Origin of the sequence: Palleronia sp. (assembly GCF_042089775.1) — a bacterium.
Taxonomy (GTDB): Bacteria; Pseudomonadota; Alphaproteobacteria; order Rhodobacterales; family Rhodobacteraceae; genus Palleronia.
The window spans coordinates 1-13,668 of sequence record NZ_JBELKF010000089.1 but is presented as its reverse complement, the minus strand read 5'-3'; the positions used below and the strand labels follow the sequence as shown (position 1 = coordinate 13,668).

The 13,668-nt window shown below is 64.5% G+C and carries 16 protein-coding genes and 3 pseudogenes; 4 read left to right on the top strand and 15 right to left on the bottom strand.

Annotation, left to right across the window (positions count from 1 at the left end; all coding sequences use genetic code 11):
- Nucleotides 1-231, top strand: a pseudogene (locus tag ACFDS3_RS16445) (hypothetical protein); the annotation flags it as partial.
- A gap of 209 nt (nucleotides 232-440) precedes the next feature.
- Here the strand turns inward: ACFDS3_RS16445 and ACFDS3_RS16440 are convergent.
- The 8 genes from ACFDS3_RS16440 to ACFDS3_RS16405 all read right to left on the bottom strand — a co-directional run bounded on the left by ACFDS3_RS16440 (nucleotide 441) and on the right by ACFDS3_RS16405 (nucleotide 5,879).
- Complete coding sequence (locus ACFDS3_RS16440) at nucleotides 441-755, bottom strand: hypothetical protein (RefSeq protein ID WP_375263439.1); 315 nt, start codon at nucleotides 753-755, stop codon at nucleotides 441-443.
- Nucleotides 756-964: 209 nt separating this feature from the next.
- Nucleotides 965-2,083 (bottom strand): pyrroloquinoline quinone biosynthesis protein PqqE, encoded by a 1,119-nt coding sequence (gene pqqE, locus ACFDS3_RS16435; protein ID WP_375263438.1) that lies wholly within the window; start codon nucleotides 2,081-2,083, stop codon nucleotides 965-967.
- Nucleotides 2,083-2,355 (bottom strand): pyrroloquinoline quinone biosynthesis peptide chaperone PqqD, encoded by a 273-nt coding sequence (gene pqqD, locus ACFDS3_RS16430; protein WP_375263437.1) that lies wholly within the window; start codon nucleotides 2,353-2,355, stop codon nucleotides 2,083-2,085. The genes pqqE and pqqD overlap by 1 nt, the downstream gene beginning before the upstream one ends.
- Nucleotides 2,355-3,104, bottom strand: coding sequence for a pyrroloquinoline-quinone synthase PqqC (pqqC, locus tag ACFDS3_RS16425; RefSeq protein ID WP_375263436.1), 750 nt, complete (start codon nucleotides 3,102-3,104; stop codon nucleotides 2,355-2,357). The genes pqqD and pqqC overlap by 1 nt, the downstream gene beginning before the upstream one ends.
- Nucleotides 3,101-3,997 (bottom strand): pyrroloquinoline quinone biosynthesis protein PqqB, encoded by an 897-nt coding sequence (gene pqqB / locus ACFDS3_RS16420; RefSeq protein WP_375263435.1) that lies wholly within the window; start codon nucleotides 3,995-3,997, stop codon nucleotides 3,101-3,103. The genes pqqC and pqqB overlap by 4 nt, the downstream gene beginning before the upstream one ends.
- A 23-nt stretch (nucleotides 3,998-4,020) precedes the next feature.
- Complete coding sequence (pqqA, locus tag ACFDS3_RS16415; protein ID WP_375263434.1) at nucleotides 4,021-4,116, bottom strand: pyrroloquinoline quinone precursor peptide PqqA; 96 nt, start codon at nucleotides 4,114-4,116, stop codon at nucleotides 4,021-4,023.
- Between the two features lie 344 nt (nucleotides 4,117-4,460).
- Nucleotides 4,461-4,949, bottom strand: coding sequence for a metallophosphoesterase family protein (locus tag ACFDS3_RS16410; RefSeq protein ID WP_375263433.1), 489 nt, complete (start codon nucleotides 4,947-4,949; stop codon nucleotides 4,461-4,463).
- Nucleotides 4,950-5,246: 297 nt separating this feature from the next.
- Nucleotides 5,247-5,879 carry a nucleoside triphosphate hydrolase gene (locus tag ACFDS3_RS16405; protein ID WP_375263432.1) on the bottom strand — a complete coding sequence of 211 codons (633 nt, stop codon included), beginning with the start codon at nucleotides 5,877-5,879 and terminating at the stop codon, nucleotides 5,247-5,249.
- Between the two features lie 323 nt (nucleotides 5,880-6,202).
- Here ACFDS3_RS16405 and ACFDS3_RS16400 point away from each other — a divergent pair, with 323 nt between their 5' ends.
- A complete protein-coding gene (locus ACFDS3_RS16400) occupies nucleotides 6,203-6,760 on the top strand; it encodes a sensor histidine kinase (RefSeq protein WP_375263431.1) in 558 nt (185 codons plus the stop codon).
- 129 nt (nucleotides 6,761-6,889) lie between these two features.
- Here ACFDS3_RS16400 and ACFDS3_RS16395 read toward each other — a convergent pair.
- The 6 genes and pseudogenes from ACFDS3_RS16395 to ACFDS3_RS16370 form a co-directional block, all read right to left on the bottom strand.
- A pseudogene (locus tag ACFDS3_RS16395) lies at nucleotides 6,890-7,228 on the bottom strand (L,D-transpeptidase); the annotation flags it as partial.
- Nucleotides 7,229-7,262: 34 nt separating this feature from the next.
- On the bottom strand, nucleotides 7,263-9,074 hold the full coding sequence (locus ACFDS3_RS16390; RefSeq protein ID WP_375263430.1) for a SulP family inorganic anion transporter: 1,812 nt from the start codon (nucleotides 9,072-9,074) through the stop codon (nucleotides 7,263-7,265).
- A gap of 2 nt (nucleotides 9,075-9,076) precedes the next feature.
- Complete coding sequence (locus ACFDS3_RS16385) at nucleotides 9,077-9,460, bottom strand: rhodanese-like domain-containing protein (RefSeq protein WP_375263429.1); 384 nt, start codon at nucleotides 9,458-9,460, stop codon at nucleotides 9,077-9,079.
- Between the two features lie 12 nt (nucleotides 9,461-9,472).
- Nucleotides 9,473-10,390: an MBL fold metallo-hydrolase gene (locus ACFDS3_RS16380; protein WP_375263428.1), complete on the bottom strand. Its 918-nt coding sequence runs from the start codon at nucleotides 10,388-10,390 to the stop codon at nucleotides 9,473-9,475.
- Nucleotides 10,387-10,830: a DUF6691 family protein gene (locus tag ACFDS3_RS16375; RefSeq protein WP_375263427.1), complete on the bottom strand. Its 444-nt coding sequence runs from the start codon at nucleotides 10,828-10,830 to the stop codon at nucleotides 10,387-10,389. The genes ACFDS3_RS16380 and ACFDS3_RS16375 overlap by 4 nt, the downstream gene beginning before the upstream one ends.
- Complete coding sequence (locus ACFDS3_RS16370; RefSeq protein WP_375263426.1) at nucleotides 10,830-11,288, bottom strand: YeeE/YedE family protein; 459 nt, start codon at nucleotides 11,286-11,288, stop codon at nucleotides 10,830-10,832. Before ACFDS3_RS16370 ends, ACFDS3_RS16375 begins: the two co-directional genes overlap by 1 nt.
- Before the next feature lie 90 nt (nucleotides 11,289-11,378).
- Here ACFDS3_RS16370 and ACFDS3_RS16365 point away from each other — a divergent pair, with 90 nt between their 5' ends.
- Together ACFDS3_RS16365 and ACFDS3_RS16360 are read left to right on the top strand one after the other, a co-directional pair.
- Nucleotides 11,379-11,696, top strand: a complete 318-nt coding sequence (locus ACFDS3_RS16365; RefSeq protein WP_375263425.1) for an ArsR/SmtB family transcription factor — start codon at nucleotides 11,379-11,381, stop codon at nucleotides 11,694-11,696.
- A 104-nt stretch (nucleotides 11,697-11,800) separates the two neighbouring features.
- Complete coding sequence (locus ACFDS3_RS16360) at nucleotides 11,801-12,997, top strand: MFS transporter (protein WP_375263424.1); 1,197 nt, start codon at nucleotides 11,801-11,803, stop codon at nucleotides 12,995-12,997.
- Nucleotides 12,998-13,207: 210 nt separating this feature from the next.
- Here ACFDS3_RS16360 and ACFDS3_RS16355 read toward each other — a convergent pair.
- Nucleotides 13,208-13,613, bottom strand: a pseudogene (locus ACFDS3_RS16355) (Lrp/AsnC family transcriptional regulator); the annotation flags it as partial.
- Nucleotides 13,614-13,668 lie beyond the last annotated feature (55 nt).

Sequence of the window (13,668 nt, the reverse complement as noted above, 5' to 3'; positions counted from 1 at the left end):
CATCCGCGACACGATGCTGGGAGGCGGTCGAGCGGCGGTTCGGAACCTGCAGGGCGGACAATGGCTCGCCGTTCGTGAAGGCGCCGAAGCGCGACTATGTCCATGTGACGCCACACCCGGATACCGCCACGGTCGAATTGATCGCCGGGTGGTTCGAGGACTACAACGACAATCCCGCACTCAGGGCTGAAGATGCGCTCCTCACGGCTGCAAAAGATGCTCGGGGCTTAGGCTTTACCGGGACGCCGCTCCCCGCTTCGATGTAACGAAAGCCCAAGTCAGATCCTGTCGGAGGACTGGGGAGCAGTCGAATCTGCAGCGCTGTGTTAGGGCTTCGCTACGGCTCGCTGCGTAGGCCTCCGGCATGGCGGACGCGCAGCGGATTATAACAAGGCGTCGATTCCTATTCCATGCACTTTAAGCTATTGCCGCGAAGAAATTTATTTGGCGCACAAGTCAGCATGTTTTGGCTCTGGCGCCATCTTGATCTTGACCAAAACCCCGTCATTATTCCAGGTCATAAATTTGCGGCTTTCGCCGTTGAATAATGGGACACCGGGGATGGCATACGGAGCGTGTAAATACTGTTCTGGCTCTGGACCCGCCTCAAGCGGTTCTGCCTGCGCATGCCAGCTACATCGCACGTCCTGCTGAAGCATTTCGGTCTGCTCCCGGCCCCAATCAGCAATCCACCGTCGGTGCAGCCCGCGAACTTCTTTTTGCCCTTCTGCTTTGGGTGGAGTGTCTTGCTCCATCGAGGGCGAACGTTGCAGGGGGGCTGAACGCGGGCCTACGCTACGACGAACATAGAGTCGGCTTTCGACTGAACGCCCGCTTGAGTTGCGAAATGCACGGCGAAACTAAATTGCATCTCGAGCGCTGAGGATAAGTCAGCATTGTTTTTGTGATAGCCTCGGTCCAACACGCCATTGCCCTGGAAATCGATAACAACCGAGCTTGCTCTTCATACCTCTTCGCGAACTGGCTTGCCCGGCGCGGTCCGATGGATCAACGGCGCTTCAGCTGTCGCGAAAGCTTCGGTGGCTTCAGTAAGTTGGGAGCGGTGGGGGGACTTGATGCAGACGGGGTCGGTCGCCGCCGGGTCGCCCACGATCGCCATTGCCTGGCACCGGCAGCCGCCGAAATCCACCGTCTTGCGGGAGCAGGATCGGCAGGGTTCCTGCATCCAGCCGGTTCCACGGTAGGCGTTGAAGTCCTTACCGTAGTGCCAAGCGTGCGATAGCGGCACGTCGCGCACGTTGGCGAATTCAAGATGCGGGATGGACGAGGCCGCGTGGCAGGGCATGATCCGTCCGTCTGGCGCGATCACCAGTCCGGTCGAGCCCCAGCCACCCATGCAGCGCTTGGGATAGCTGGAATGGTAATCGGCCGGGACGTAGTCGATCACCATGCGCCCCGTCAGCTCTGTCCGTGCGGCGGCAACGATCCGGTCAGCTTCGCGTGCCTGCTCCAGCGTCGGCATCATCGCCTCCCGGTTCTTCAGTGCCCAGCCGTGAAATTGAACGGTCGCAATCTCAACCCGGCGCGCCCCGAGTTCTTCAGCCAGTTTGATCGCCCGGGGAAGCTGATGAAGGTTCCGGCGGTGCAAAACGACGTTGACGGTCATGGGGAAGCCGATCTTCCTGATCCACTCTGCCACCTGCATCTTGCGGTCAAACCCGCCCCTGTAGCCACCAATCCTGTCGGCCATCTCGGCATCGGTGCCCTGAAGCGAGAGCTGAATATGATCGAGCCCGGCCTCGTCGAGCTCGTGGAGCCGCTGCTCGGTGAGGCCGATGCCGCTGGTGATCAGGTTCGTGTAAAGTCCCGCCGCGCACGCCGCGGCAGTCAGCTGGGTCAGGTCCCGGCGTGAGGCGGGCTCGCCGCCCGAAAGGTGCAGTTGCAGGACACCCAGCTTCGCAGCCTGAACGAACACCTTCTCCCACTCGGCTGTCGACAGCTCCTTCGCCTGCAATGCCAGGTCGATCGGGTTTGAGCAGTACGGACAGGAGAGCGGGCACCTATGGGTCAACTCTGCCAGCATCGCGATCGGCGGGGAGATCTTGCTCTTCTCGTGGGACATCACTTCAACTCCAGGAAGCGCCGGTCTTGCAGGGCCTTCAGGAAACCTGCGGAATCGGCTGCGATCTCCTCGGGAGGAGCGGAGTACCGTCCGGCAAGATCATCGACGATTTGCCCAAAGCTGCGATCGCCGTCGATCGCGGATAGCACGGCGTGCGCCACCGGGTCGAGCGTCACCGCCCGCTCGGGCGCCAGCAGGACCCACTGGTCTCGTACGTCGTCGCGACGGATACGCACGCCGCGGGGCAAGTAAGGGATGGCCGCGCGCTCCATCAAGCGGCTTCCGCGTCGGCAAGCCCCGTTCCGGGCTGCCACGCGCCGGGAGGAATGCGGCCAGGCTCGACATAGGCTGCGTGCAGCGCGTCGAGTTGCGACCATAGAACGTCAGTCTTGAAGATCAGCGCATTGGCCGCGGCGTCTTGCTTCTCGACGGTGTCGGCGTGGTCGAGCACCCAGTCGAGGCCGAACGCGACGTCTTTCGGAGCCTCTTTAAGCCGGTTCACGAAGTACGAAAGGGAGGAGTCGTCCGCGAATTCGTAGTTCTTCAGCAGACCCGCAATTCGATCTTCGTGGATCTTCGGCGCAAACAACTCCGTCAAACTCGCTGCGACGGCTTCCAGTAGCGTCCTGTCCCGGACGAACCGCACGTAGGCGTCCACGGCGAAGCGGGTGGCTGGCAGCACCCCCTTGGTCGAAGCCACGTAATCTGGATCGAGTCCCACCGCTTCGGCCAGACGCAGCCAGCGCCGGATGCCGCCCTCGTTCGTTTCCGTTCCGTCGTGATCTTCGATGCGGCTCCGCCATTTGCGGCGGAGGGCCGCGTCCTCGACGCGAGACATGAACGCGGCGTCCTTCATGGGGATCGAATGCTGATAGTAGTACCGGTTGATGACCCAGGCGCGCACCTGATCCGGTGTGCAACCGCCTCCGTGCAGGAGCGCGTGGAACGGATGCTTGTCGTGGTAGCGCTCGGCCCCGATCTGACGGAGCCGCGCCTCGAATTCCTGCCGAGTTTGCGTCATAGCTCGATCTCCATGCCGTCCTGCCCGATGATCCACCCCGCGGCTTCGGCCGCCTCGCGTTCGTCGGACCCAGGGCGCAGGACGGGATTGGTGTTGTTCATGTGGACAAAGACCTTGCGCCCCACGTCGAGGCCCTCAAAGGCGGCGATGGACCCGTCGGGCTCGCTCATCGACATGTGGCCCATACGGGCGCCTGTCTTTTCGCCCAGGCCCTCGCGGATCATCTCGTCGTCGCGCCAAAGCGTACCGTCGAAGAACACCGCCGCCGCACCCTCGATCCGGTCCCGCAATGCATCAGTGACGCGGGCGCAGCCGGGGATGTAATAAGCGCGCGCTGTTCCGGCGGTCAGTTCCACGCCGACTGTCTGCTCTCCCATCATCTCGGTCTCGACGGTCTCGCCCTCCATGTAGAGAGGGACCTTGCCCGGGACGGCAAAGATCGTCGCGGTCAGGCCCGGTACCAGCGCGAACGGGGTATCAAGCGCGATGCGCTGCCGCGCCACAACGCCTTCGCGCAGCGCGTCGAAGATGGGATTCGCGGCCAGAACATCGTGAATGCCGTCCGTCGCGAAAAGCGTATATCGCTGGGTCTCGCGCAGGGTGAGCAGACCGGCGACATGGTCGATGTCGCCGTTGGTCACAAGCACTGCGCGGACAGGCGATTCTCGCAGCCCCGTCGGATGGAGCGGAGGCGAATTTGCAAACTGCTGACGAATGTCAGGAGAGGCGTTCAAAATCGCCCAATCCGCGCCGTTCGCCGTTACAGCGAGCGACGATTGCGACTGTGCAGGCACGTCGCCCGCCCGGGCCAGCCTGCAGTTCTGGCAGCCGCAATTCCACTGGGGAAGACCACCACCGGCAGCCGCCCCCAGGATGAGCGCGCGGAACGACATGTCAGAGCCGCGCGCCGCCCCGATTAGAATAGTACGGGACCTTCCTCACCATCGGGTCCATACATGTTGATTTCCATGCCGCACTCGATCTCGCGGATGATGGGTTTGTTCCAAGCCATGAGTTCTCCTCCACACAAAGCCGTTCAGGCACCGAGATATCCGATGCATCGACATCTCCCGGTGTTCCTCACGATAGAAGCCTCGGGTGTCACATGGCAATCGTTTGTTTTCGTGGGAAATCAAAGGCAATTTGAGCGGCGGTGTCAGTCCGCTGCCTTTGCTCGTCTGTCGTCGGAGCTTGTGGAGCGCGTGCCAAGCGGTGTTCGTGCGTCACGGAACGATCCCTGCAAGCGCGGCGAGTTCGCCGCGACCGCCACGCGAGGTCGTGTTTCCAATCGCGTGATGACAACCGCCTCCGACAGGCCTGGGGCGGTTCAGGCGGACATGCCCAGGCGGAAGCAGGTCAGACGGGCAAGGGGTGGATCATGGCGCGGGGGCGTCCGGCCTCTTCCCAGAGGAAGGCCAGCGTGATCGGGAGGCGGAAGCGGCGAGGACCGGCGGCGCCGGGATTCATCCACAGGGTGCCGCCGTTTATATCGATGCCGGGCGTGTGGGAGTGACCCGAGATCACGACGTCCCAACCCTCGGCTCTCGGATCGGCCTGCAGAGCCTTACGGTCGTGGATCATGTGGATCCGCAAGCCTCCTGACGTGAGGCTTGCCGTTTCGGGCAGCGCCTCTGCCCAGTCGCCGCGATCGATATTGCCGCGGATCGCCGTAACCGGGGCGATGCGCGCCAGTGCATCGAGATGGCCGGGATTGCCGATATCGCCCGCGTGCAGGATGCGGTCGACGCCTTCGAGAGCCTCCAGCGCCTCGGGGCGGAGCAGACCGTGGGTGTCCGAGATGACGCCGATGCGTGTTGTAGGGGCTGGCTGTCCGAATGGTTGCACTCAGAGAATCGCTGGGCGGTGCCGGTCGCACCGCGCCTCGGCCCCGCCGGCCAGCATCATGCCGAGGTCAGTCACCACACCATCACCAGCTTCACGGCCTCGATCTTGAGCGCGCGGCTGAACTTCCGTCTGGTCACATCCAACCCAAGTTCCATGGTCACAATCCTATCTTCGTATCCGTGTAACCGGCAACAGCTCAATCAGCGCATTCGCAACGGAGCGCCTTCAAGGAACTCGACCTGCCGCCTTGTGGTCAAGTGGATCAGGGCGGAACGAGGCATCAGGTGAAGAAGCACCCTATGCGTTGGACATGCAAAAGTCAGCTGGGGCGCTGCACGAGATGACCAGTCTCGCATTTGGGAGATCGTTGCCTTCGACCTGACGAGCTGCCAATTCTGGTGGGGTCGAGGCCCATCGATCGAGCAATCGCCGTTGAAGCACCTCTACGGGCACGTCGAGAAAGACGCTGCTGTCGAAATATGCGCGTAGCTCTCGCCAACCCGTTCGGTCGAGAAGCAGATAGTTGCCCTCGACGATAATGATCCTGGTTTCGGGGCCGATTATTCTAGCCCCGGCCCGCGCGATATCGATGGACCTATCGAAGACCGGCACCGCGACGGGATTCCGGCTTTTATCAGCGAGTCGCGACAGCGCTGTCTGAAAGCCGGCGATGTCGAACGTTTCGGGCGCTCCTTTTCGGAACAACAGGCCGCGTGGTTCGAGATAGAGATTGTCGTAGTGGAACCCGTCCATTGGCAGGATTGCCGCTCGGGCGGGTTCTTCCGTGTTCAGCCGCGCGACGATCCGATCCGCGAGCGTGCTCTTGCCCGATCCCGGCGCACCGGCGATGGCTACTAAGCACCGCCGGTTGTCCGCGTCTAACCCTTCCAGCCGGCGCAGAAGCGCCTCGAATTCGATGCTCTCGGTCACGTCTCTGCCTCCACGTGGACGCCTGATCGGGCGCACGAAGGGCGGCATGAACACCAAGGCGCACTCATGTGGGGCGCGGTGTCCCGCGGGCTCGCCCCTCTCGACCGGTTGGCGGAGGCACTCCGCCTCAGGCGTCCGGACGTTCGCTCGCCACTGCCGGCGGGACCGGTGCCACCCGAAATCAAGCCGGTCCGTCGCGCGCTCGACACCCTGTTCAAGCGGCTCGAGAAATCCCGCAAGACCGAATGGGACTTCACCGCCTTTGCCGCGGACGAATTTAAGACGCCGTTGCCGGTATCCGGATCCAGGCGCAGATCGGGCGGATGGCCCATGACGCACCGACGCGCGAGGAGGCTTTGCGCGAAATCGAAACTCCCGTCGAGCGCACCGACCGGCTGGTCCGGCAGCTTCTGGAACTAGCGGCAGTCGAGACGGCCGACGATCCTGGCGCACTTACAAGCCTCTCGCAGGTCCTGCAGGACGTCCTGATCGAGCTCGAGCCTCTGGCCCGGCGACGCGGCGTGAGCCTTGGCCAACCCGATGTACCGGACGCTGCCCTGCCTCTCTGCCGCTTCCTGCTCCATTCAGCCCTGCGGAACGTGATCGAGAACACGATCCTTGCCAACCCCGATGGCAGTACGCTTGGGATGGCAGCGCACTGCGCGGAGCAAGAGTGCCATCTGACGGTGACTGACGCAGGACCCGGCATTCCGGATGACACCCGGGCACGGGCGACGGATCGCTTCGTCAGGGGACGCGGCGCTTCGATCGTGGGCAGCGGGTTGGGCCTGTCGATCGTCGCCGCCGCGATGGAGCGGCCTGGCGGGACGGTAGACATTCCGCCGCCCGAGAACAGACAGAGCGTCATCCTGCATCTTTGAAGCCATCCGTCGGTGGACTGGCCCGAGTGATCGATCCGATCCGCTCTGCGACGGTAGGAGCCGCAGGGCCGTAACCTGTCCGGGCGTAAACGCGTCCGGTGACATCTTTGGGTAGAGAACCACACGGGTGCTCATCGGCACCTGCTCGTAGTGACGCATGATGTGCTTGTTCGTCAGACCGGCGCATCCATTCGACACTGCCCGCCCGATCGTTTCCGGATCATTAGTACCATGGATCCGCAGGAAGGTATCGCCGCGCCCCTCCTGGAAGAGATACAGCGCACGTGCTCTCAGCGGATTGTCAGGTTTCCCCTCCAGACCATCCGCGTGTTTGGAGTAATTTTCCGGCTCATGTTCGATCATTCCCGGCGTGGGCGTCCATGACCGCCATCCCGTCTTGGCACCGACATAGAACTCACCGGCCTCCGTGGCTAAACCAGGCCGATGACCCAAGGACCTCTGATACATGATGGCGCTGCCCGTCGCCTCGAATGAGCCACCGTCATCCTCGGGTTGTTGTCATCGTAGCGGCGGACCCACGCTCTGGAAACGGCCTGGACGCATCCATGGCCGGCCGATCCGCGCGATCGGCCGCCCCTGTGACGTCCGGGGCCAGCGCTTCCATTGCCTCGTGGTGAGACAGGAAGACCCTTCCGGTCAGGTGTTCCAGGAACGACGACCTCGGCAATCGGTCCATCACCGGACCCTTCACCTCCGAGAGATGCAGGTCGACGCCCTGGTCAGCGAGGCGATGAGTCACCAGTTCCAAACTCTCCAGGGCACTGGCGTCGATGCCGTTCACCGCAGCGCAATTCAGCACGAGGTGCCGCAGGCGGGGCCGCTCCGCCACCGAGCGCTGGATTACGTTCTCAATGGCACGGGCATTGCCGAACCAGAGGCTTTCGTCGATCCTGAGCGACATGACGTCCTCCGACCGAAGCACGTCGTGCCGCAGGATGTTGCGGTAGTGCCGGGTGCCGGGCACCTGCCCGATCTCGGCGATATGGGGCCGCGAGCTGCGCCACAGATGCAGAAGAAGCGACAGTGCGACGCCAGTGATGATGCCGGCCTCGACCCCCGCGGCCAGCGTGATGACGATCGTGCCGGCCATCGCCGCGAAATCGAACCGCGAGTAGCGCCAGGTGCGGCGCAGCGCGCCCAGATCGACAAGGCTCAGGACAGCGACGATGATCGTCGCCGCCAGCACGGCAAGTGGCAGGTGAAAGATCAGCGGCGTGAGAAACAGCGACGCCAGCGCGATACCGACGGCCGTGTAGGCACCGGCGGCCGGCGTCTCGGCACCGGCGTCAAAGTTCACGACCGAGCGGGCGAAGCCACCGGTGACGGGGTAGCCGCCCGAGAACGCCGCCGCCAGGTTCGACATGCCGAGACCGATCATCTCCTGGTCGGGGCGGATCGACTGCCGCCGCTTGGCCGCGAGTGTCTGGGCGATCGAGACGGACTCGGCAAAGCCGATGATAGAGATGAGGAAGGCGGCCGGCAGGAGCGTGCTCCAGAGCGCGGGATCGAGCGGCGGCATCGAAAGAGGCGGGAGCCCCTGCGGCACGTCACCCACCACCGCCACGCCCTGCGCTTCGAGATCGAACGCGACGACCGCCAGGATCGAGACCACGACCGCGAGCACGGGACCGGTGCGGCCCAGGAGCGTCGCCGCGCCGGACGGCAGGCCGAGGCGCTCGAGCGTCGGCTTCAGCTTCGACCGCGACCAGAACAGAAAGGCGGTCGCCGCGCCGCCAGTTACGAGCGTCGGAAGGTTCGTCTCCGGCAAGGCTGGAAGGAGCGACCTGCCCAACTCGATCAGCGTGTGACCACCAGCCTCGACCCCGAGGATGTGCTTCAACTGGCTGGCGGCGATCAGCAGGCCCGAAGCGGTGATGAAGCCGGAGATGACCGGGTGGGACAACAGGTTCGCCACGAAACCCAGGCGGAAGATCCCCATGGCGAAGAGGATCAGGCCCGATAGCAGCGCCAGGGTAATCGCAGCGGCGATGTATTCCGCGCTTCCGGGCGTCGCCACGGCGCCGGCAGCCGTCGCGGTCAGCAGCGAGACCACGGCCACCGGGCCGACGGCGAGGGTGCGGCCGGTGCCGAAAATCGCATAGGCGAGCAGCGGCAGGATGGAGGTGTAAAGCCCGACGACGGGCGGCAGGCCGGCCAGCATCGCATAGGCCAGTGATTGCGGGATCAGCATGATCGTCACGATCAATGCCGCCATCCCGTCGCTCAGCAGCGCCTGCCGGTCGTAGCGGCGCCCCCAGTCGAGGACGGGAAGGTATCCAGCCAGCCTGCCCATGATCAGCTCTCGACCGGAAGGCCGGCGGATCGCCACCCGCCAAGGCCGCTCTCAATGAGGTCGGCCTCGTAGCCCATCCGCTGCAACGTATCCGCCGCCAGCGCGGCGCGGCCGCCCGAGGCGCAGAGGACGTGGACACGGCCGGAGCTTTGGGTCTCGGTAAGTCGCGCTTCGGCGGTCTGTGCCGTCGCATCCGCCCGCGTCTCGAGGATACCGCGCGGGATGTGCAGCGCGCCCGCGATGCGGCCGTCCTTCTCCAGCTCGGCCGGCTCGCGCACATCAAGGATCAGGTCGCCCTTGCGCGCCGCGTCCTCTGCCTCTTGCGGAGAGACGGCGCCCACGCGACTGCGGGCATCGGCGACGAGGTCCTTCATGGTCATGGTCATAGTTTCTCTCCTTCAGAAGCGGTTGAAGGGCAGTTTCAGGTAGGCGCGGCCATCTTCCTCAGCCGGCGGCAGACGGCCACCGCGCAGGTTGACCTGGAGCGCGGCGAGGATGCGGTCGGGCAGTGGCAGGGTCGCATCCCGATCGTCCCGGCGCTTGATCCAGTCCTCGCGTCGCGTGCCATCCTTCACGTGCTGGTTCCGGGCCTTGTGCTCGGCCACAGTGGCCTCCCACATCGGCTCGTTACGCCCCTCTGCGCCGTAATCGTGGCCCACGAAGAGGCGTGTCTCGGCGGGCAGCGCGAGGATGTCCTGGATCGAGTCCCAGAGCTGCGCCGTGTTCCCGCCGGGGAAGTCGGCGCGCGACGTGCCGACGTCGGGCTGCATCAGCGTGTCGTGGGTGAACGCCGCATCGCCACAGACATAGGTGATCGAGCCCAGCGTGTGGCCAGGCGACAGCATCACACGCACATCCAGCTCGCCGATCCGGAACGTCTCGCCTTCCTTGAACAGCCGGTCGAAGTCCCGCTGCGGGTCGAAGACGCCAGGCATGTTGTAGATCTCTTCCCAGAGAGCCGCGATCTCGTGGACCTTGTCGCCGATCGCGTTCGGCGCACCCGTCCGCTCCTTCAGATGCGCCGAAGCCATGACATGGTCGGCATGGGGGTGGGTGTCGAGCACCCATTCGACGGTCAGGCCGTTCTCACGCACGAGGTCCAGCACCTGGTCGATGCTCTCGGTCGAGAAGCGGTAATGCTGCGGGTCGAAGTTCCAGACGACGTCGATCAGCGCGGCCTTCTTCGTGGCCGGGTCGGCGCAGATATACTGGATGGAGCCGGTGTCGCCCTCGTAGATGCCCCAGACGTCGGGGCTTCCGGTCCCGCGCGAGGGCGAGTGACGCACAACCCGTTGTTGCAGCTTCGAGTTGCTCATGGTGTTGCTCCTTTCGGTGCGAAGATGGCGAGAGATTTGCCGCGGGCGCCAAGCCAGAGCCCGGCAAGCATCGCGGGCAGGAAAACCAGTGTGCCGGGGGCGAGCAGCGGCAGGGCCGTCCACGCCGGACCAGGGCAGAAGCCACCGATTCCCCACCCGGTGCCGAAGAGTGCCGCGCCCCCGATCAGCGGCCGGTCGATCCGGGTGCTGGTCGGGACATCGAATGTGGCCTCGAGCGCCGGAGCACTCCGCCGCCAGACAAGCCGATAGCCGATGAAGGCGCTCACCGTCGCGCCGCCCATGACGAAGGCAAGGCTGGGGTCCCACGTGCCCGCGAGGTCGAGGAAGTTCAGGACCTTTGCCGGGTTCGACATGCCCGAAATCATGAGGCCCAGGCCGAAGACGAGGCCGCTGAGGAAACCAAAAGCGATGCGCGTCATCATGCACCACCCAGTACATGGCGCAGCACGAAGACCGTGGCGAAACCGGCGGTTATGAAGGTCACAACCGCGGCGAGCGAGCGACGGGACAGCCGTGCGAGGCCACAGACGCCGTGCCCTGACGTGCAGCCCGAGCCGAGTGAAGTGCCGAGGCCCACGAGCAGCCCGGCCACGGCCATGCCGAAAAGGTTCGTGGGCACGCTCTGGGTAACCGTGCCGCCGACCAGCATGAGCGCCAGCGGCGCCGCCACCAGGCCCAGCAGGAAGGCCAGCCGCCAGTCCCTGTCGCGTGGGGTCCCGGGCGTCGGGAAAACCGTGCCAAGGAACCCCTTCGTGATCCCCGAGATCCCCGCGATCCGTCCAAACAGGCCCATCACCATCACCGCGCTGAGACCGATCAGGACCCCGCCGCCAAGCGAGGCCCAGGGCGTGAAAGCGGTTTGTAGCTCCATCTCCATTCTGCGTCTCCGTTCTACAGCCACACGCTTGCGTCAGCCGGGCTTGGCGGCTAAATATGATCAATAGCTAAATCAGTCAAGGCTAATATAATGAATCTTGATGCAGACAAGTCCGTCGCCGCCCTCCAGGAGCGGGCCGACTACGTGGCCGGCCGGCTAGCGCTTGTCGCGAACTCAAAGCGGCTGCTGATCCTGTGCGAGCTCGTGAAGGGCGAGCGATCGGTCGGCTCGCTTCAGGCCGCCGTCGGGCTCAGCCAGTCGGCCCTGAGCCAGCATCTCGCCAGGTTGCGCGAGGCCGGCATGGTCGACACACGCCGGGAGAGCCAGACGATCTACTACCGGATCAGCGACCCTGAGCTCGAAGTCCTGATGGCGGCGCTTTATGAAGCATTCTGCAAGGACATCTGACGCCGCTTCTCAGGATGTCTTTCAGCGGGAGGAGCCCCAAGCGCCCGCGGAGCGGTTACCGCTGATGCAACGATGGAACTGAGCGCCGGCATCGCCATTGCAGATTGGAGGAGGGCGGAGTCGTCAGACCGTTCTGGAGCCTGTCCGCGGCCGGCTTTGCCGCAACCGCCATCGCCTTCGGGCCCGGACGCATGGGATTTGGCCTGTTTGTCCCGGAGTTCAGGTCGGCGTTCTCCATGTCGACCTCGACCGTCGGCTTCGTCTCCAGTCTCGGCTTCCTTGGCTTCTTCATCGGGCTTCTGATCGCGCCGGTTCTCCTTGCCCGACAGGGGCCGGAATCGCCGGTGCTGGTCGGGCTGGCTGCCGCCACGGTCGGAATGGAAGTCGTGGCGTTCGCGCCGAACGTGCCCGTCGTCGCGATCGGAGTGTTCCTTGCGGCATCGAGTGCCGGTCTCGCCTGGACACCGTTCAACGACGCCATACACCGCAAAGTCGAAGACGATGACCGGCCGGCCGCGCTATCCGGCGTCAGTACCGGCACGAGCGTCGGGATCGTGCTGGCCGGGCTCGCGGCGCTCGTTATGGTCACCGGCGGCTTGTCCTGGAGAATTTGCTGGGCGTTCTTCGCGGCCGCAAGCGCCTGTGCCTTCCTTGGCAACTGGATCGCCTTGAGGCGCGTCGAGAAAGAACCCGACGGCAATCAGGAGACGAAGTGGAGGGATCTGGCCGACACCGCAGCAATCCCACTCTATGCGATTGGCTTTGCCTATGGCACGAACTCGGCGATCTACATCTCCTTCGCCGCCGATCACTTGGTCGAGGCCGGCGGTGTGCCGGGCGTTCTGGTCGGCGCCACACCCGCGCTCGTCTACATCTTCTACGGTCTGTTCGGCCTCGCCGGTCTTTTGACCGGACGCATCAAGGACATGATGGGCCTGCCGATGCTGCTGCGTCTTCTCATGCTGGCTGGCGCCCTGTCCCTCGCTCTTGTCGCAGTCGCACCAGGCACATGGACAGGATTGATATCGTCGGCCGGCCTGCAAGGCATCCATGTCATGATGACGAGCGCGGTTCTGGCCTTCTGGTCGGAACGCCTGTTTCCGGCGCTCCCGTCGTTCAGCTTCACGGCTGCGCTGCTGGCCGCCGCGGCAGGCAGCGTCCTGGGACCGGCCGTCGCCGGCCTCGCATCCAACGCCTTCGGCGCCGGCGCGGTGTTCCTGGGTACAGCCGCGCTGCCAGCGGCCACGGCCCTGCTGCTGCGCAACCGCCATGCTCGGGAACGTCCGGCCAAACCCGTGTAGTCGGAAGGTGGATGACCGGCTGTATCGCGCCTGCGAGAGCATCCGTCGGAAGATCATTCGCTCCAATCACGGGCAGTTCGTCCAGAGCGACCGGCGCTGGCGCGCCACTGGTTAGCCGAACCCTCAAGCTCCTCTACCGCGCCTGAAGGCTCGGCGGTGCCCCTGCGGGTCATCGAGCAAGGGGCGTGCGCGCCGAACGGCGTCTGACGTGGCGCGCTCGTCTTTGGACGAGCCCATCATGATGTAGGACGTGAGCGCGTGGAAGTGCGATTGCGTGCTCAAGACGTCGGTGTGGAAGCGCTTGTAATCGGCGAGATCGGCGCTTTCGACGCGCAGCAGGTATTCGAGCGCCCCGGCGATGTTGTGACATTCGACGACCTGGGATGCGGTTGCCATGGCGCGCTCGAAACTCTCCTGCGCCGCCTTGATATGCGAGGAGAGGCCGACCATCACATAGGCCCCGAAGCCTCGGCTCATGCGCTCGGGGTCGGTGACGAGCCGGTAGCTCGGATCACGCCGGTGCGCTCCAGTTCCTGAACGCGTCTCAGGCAGGCGGATGGTACAGGCTGACACGCTCGGCCAGAGCGATGTTGCTGATCCGCCCTTCGCGTTCCAGCTACGCCCTGTTGACAAAAGGGGATTCACGTAGGGCACCGGCCATGATTCAAGCC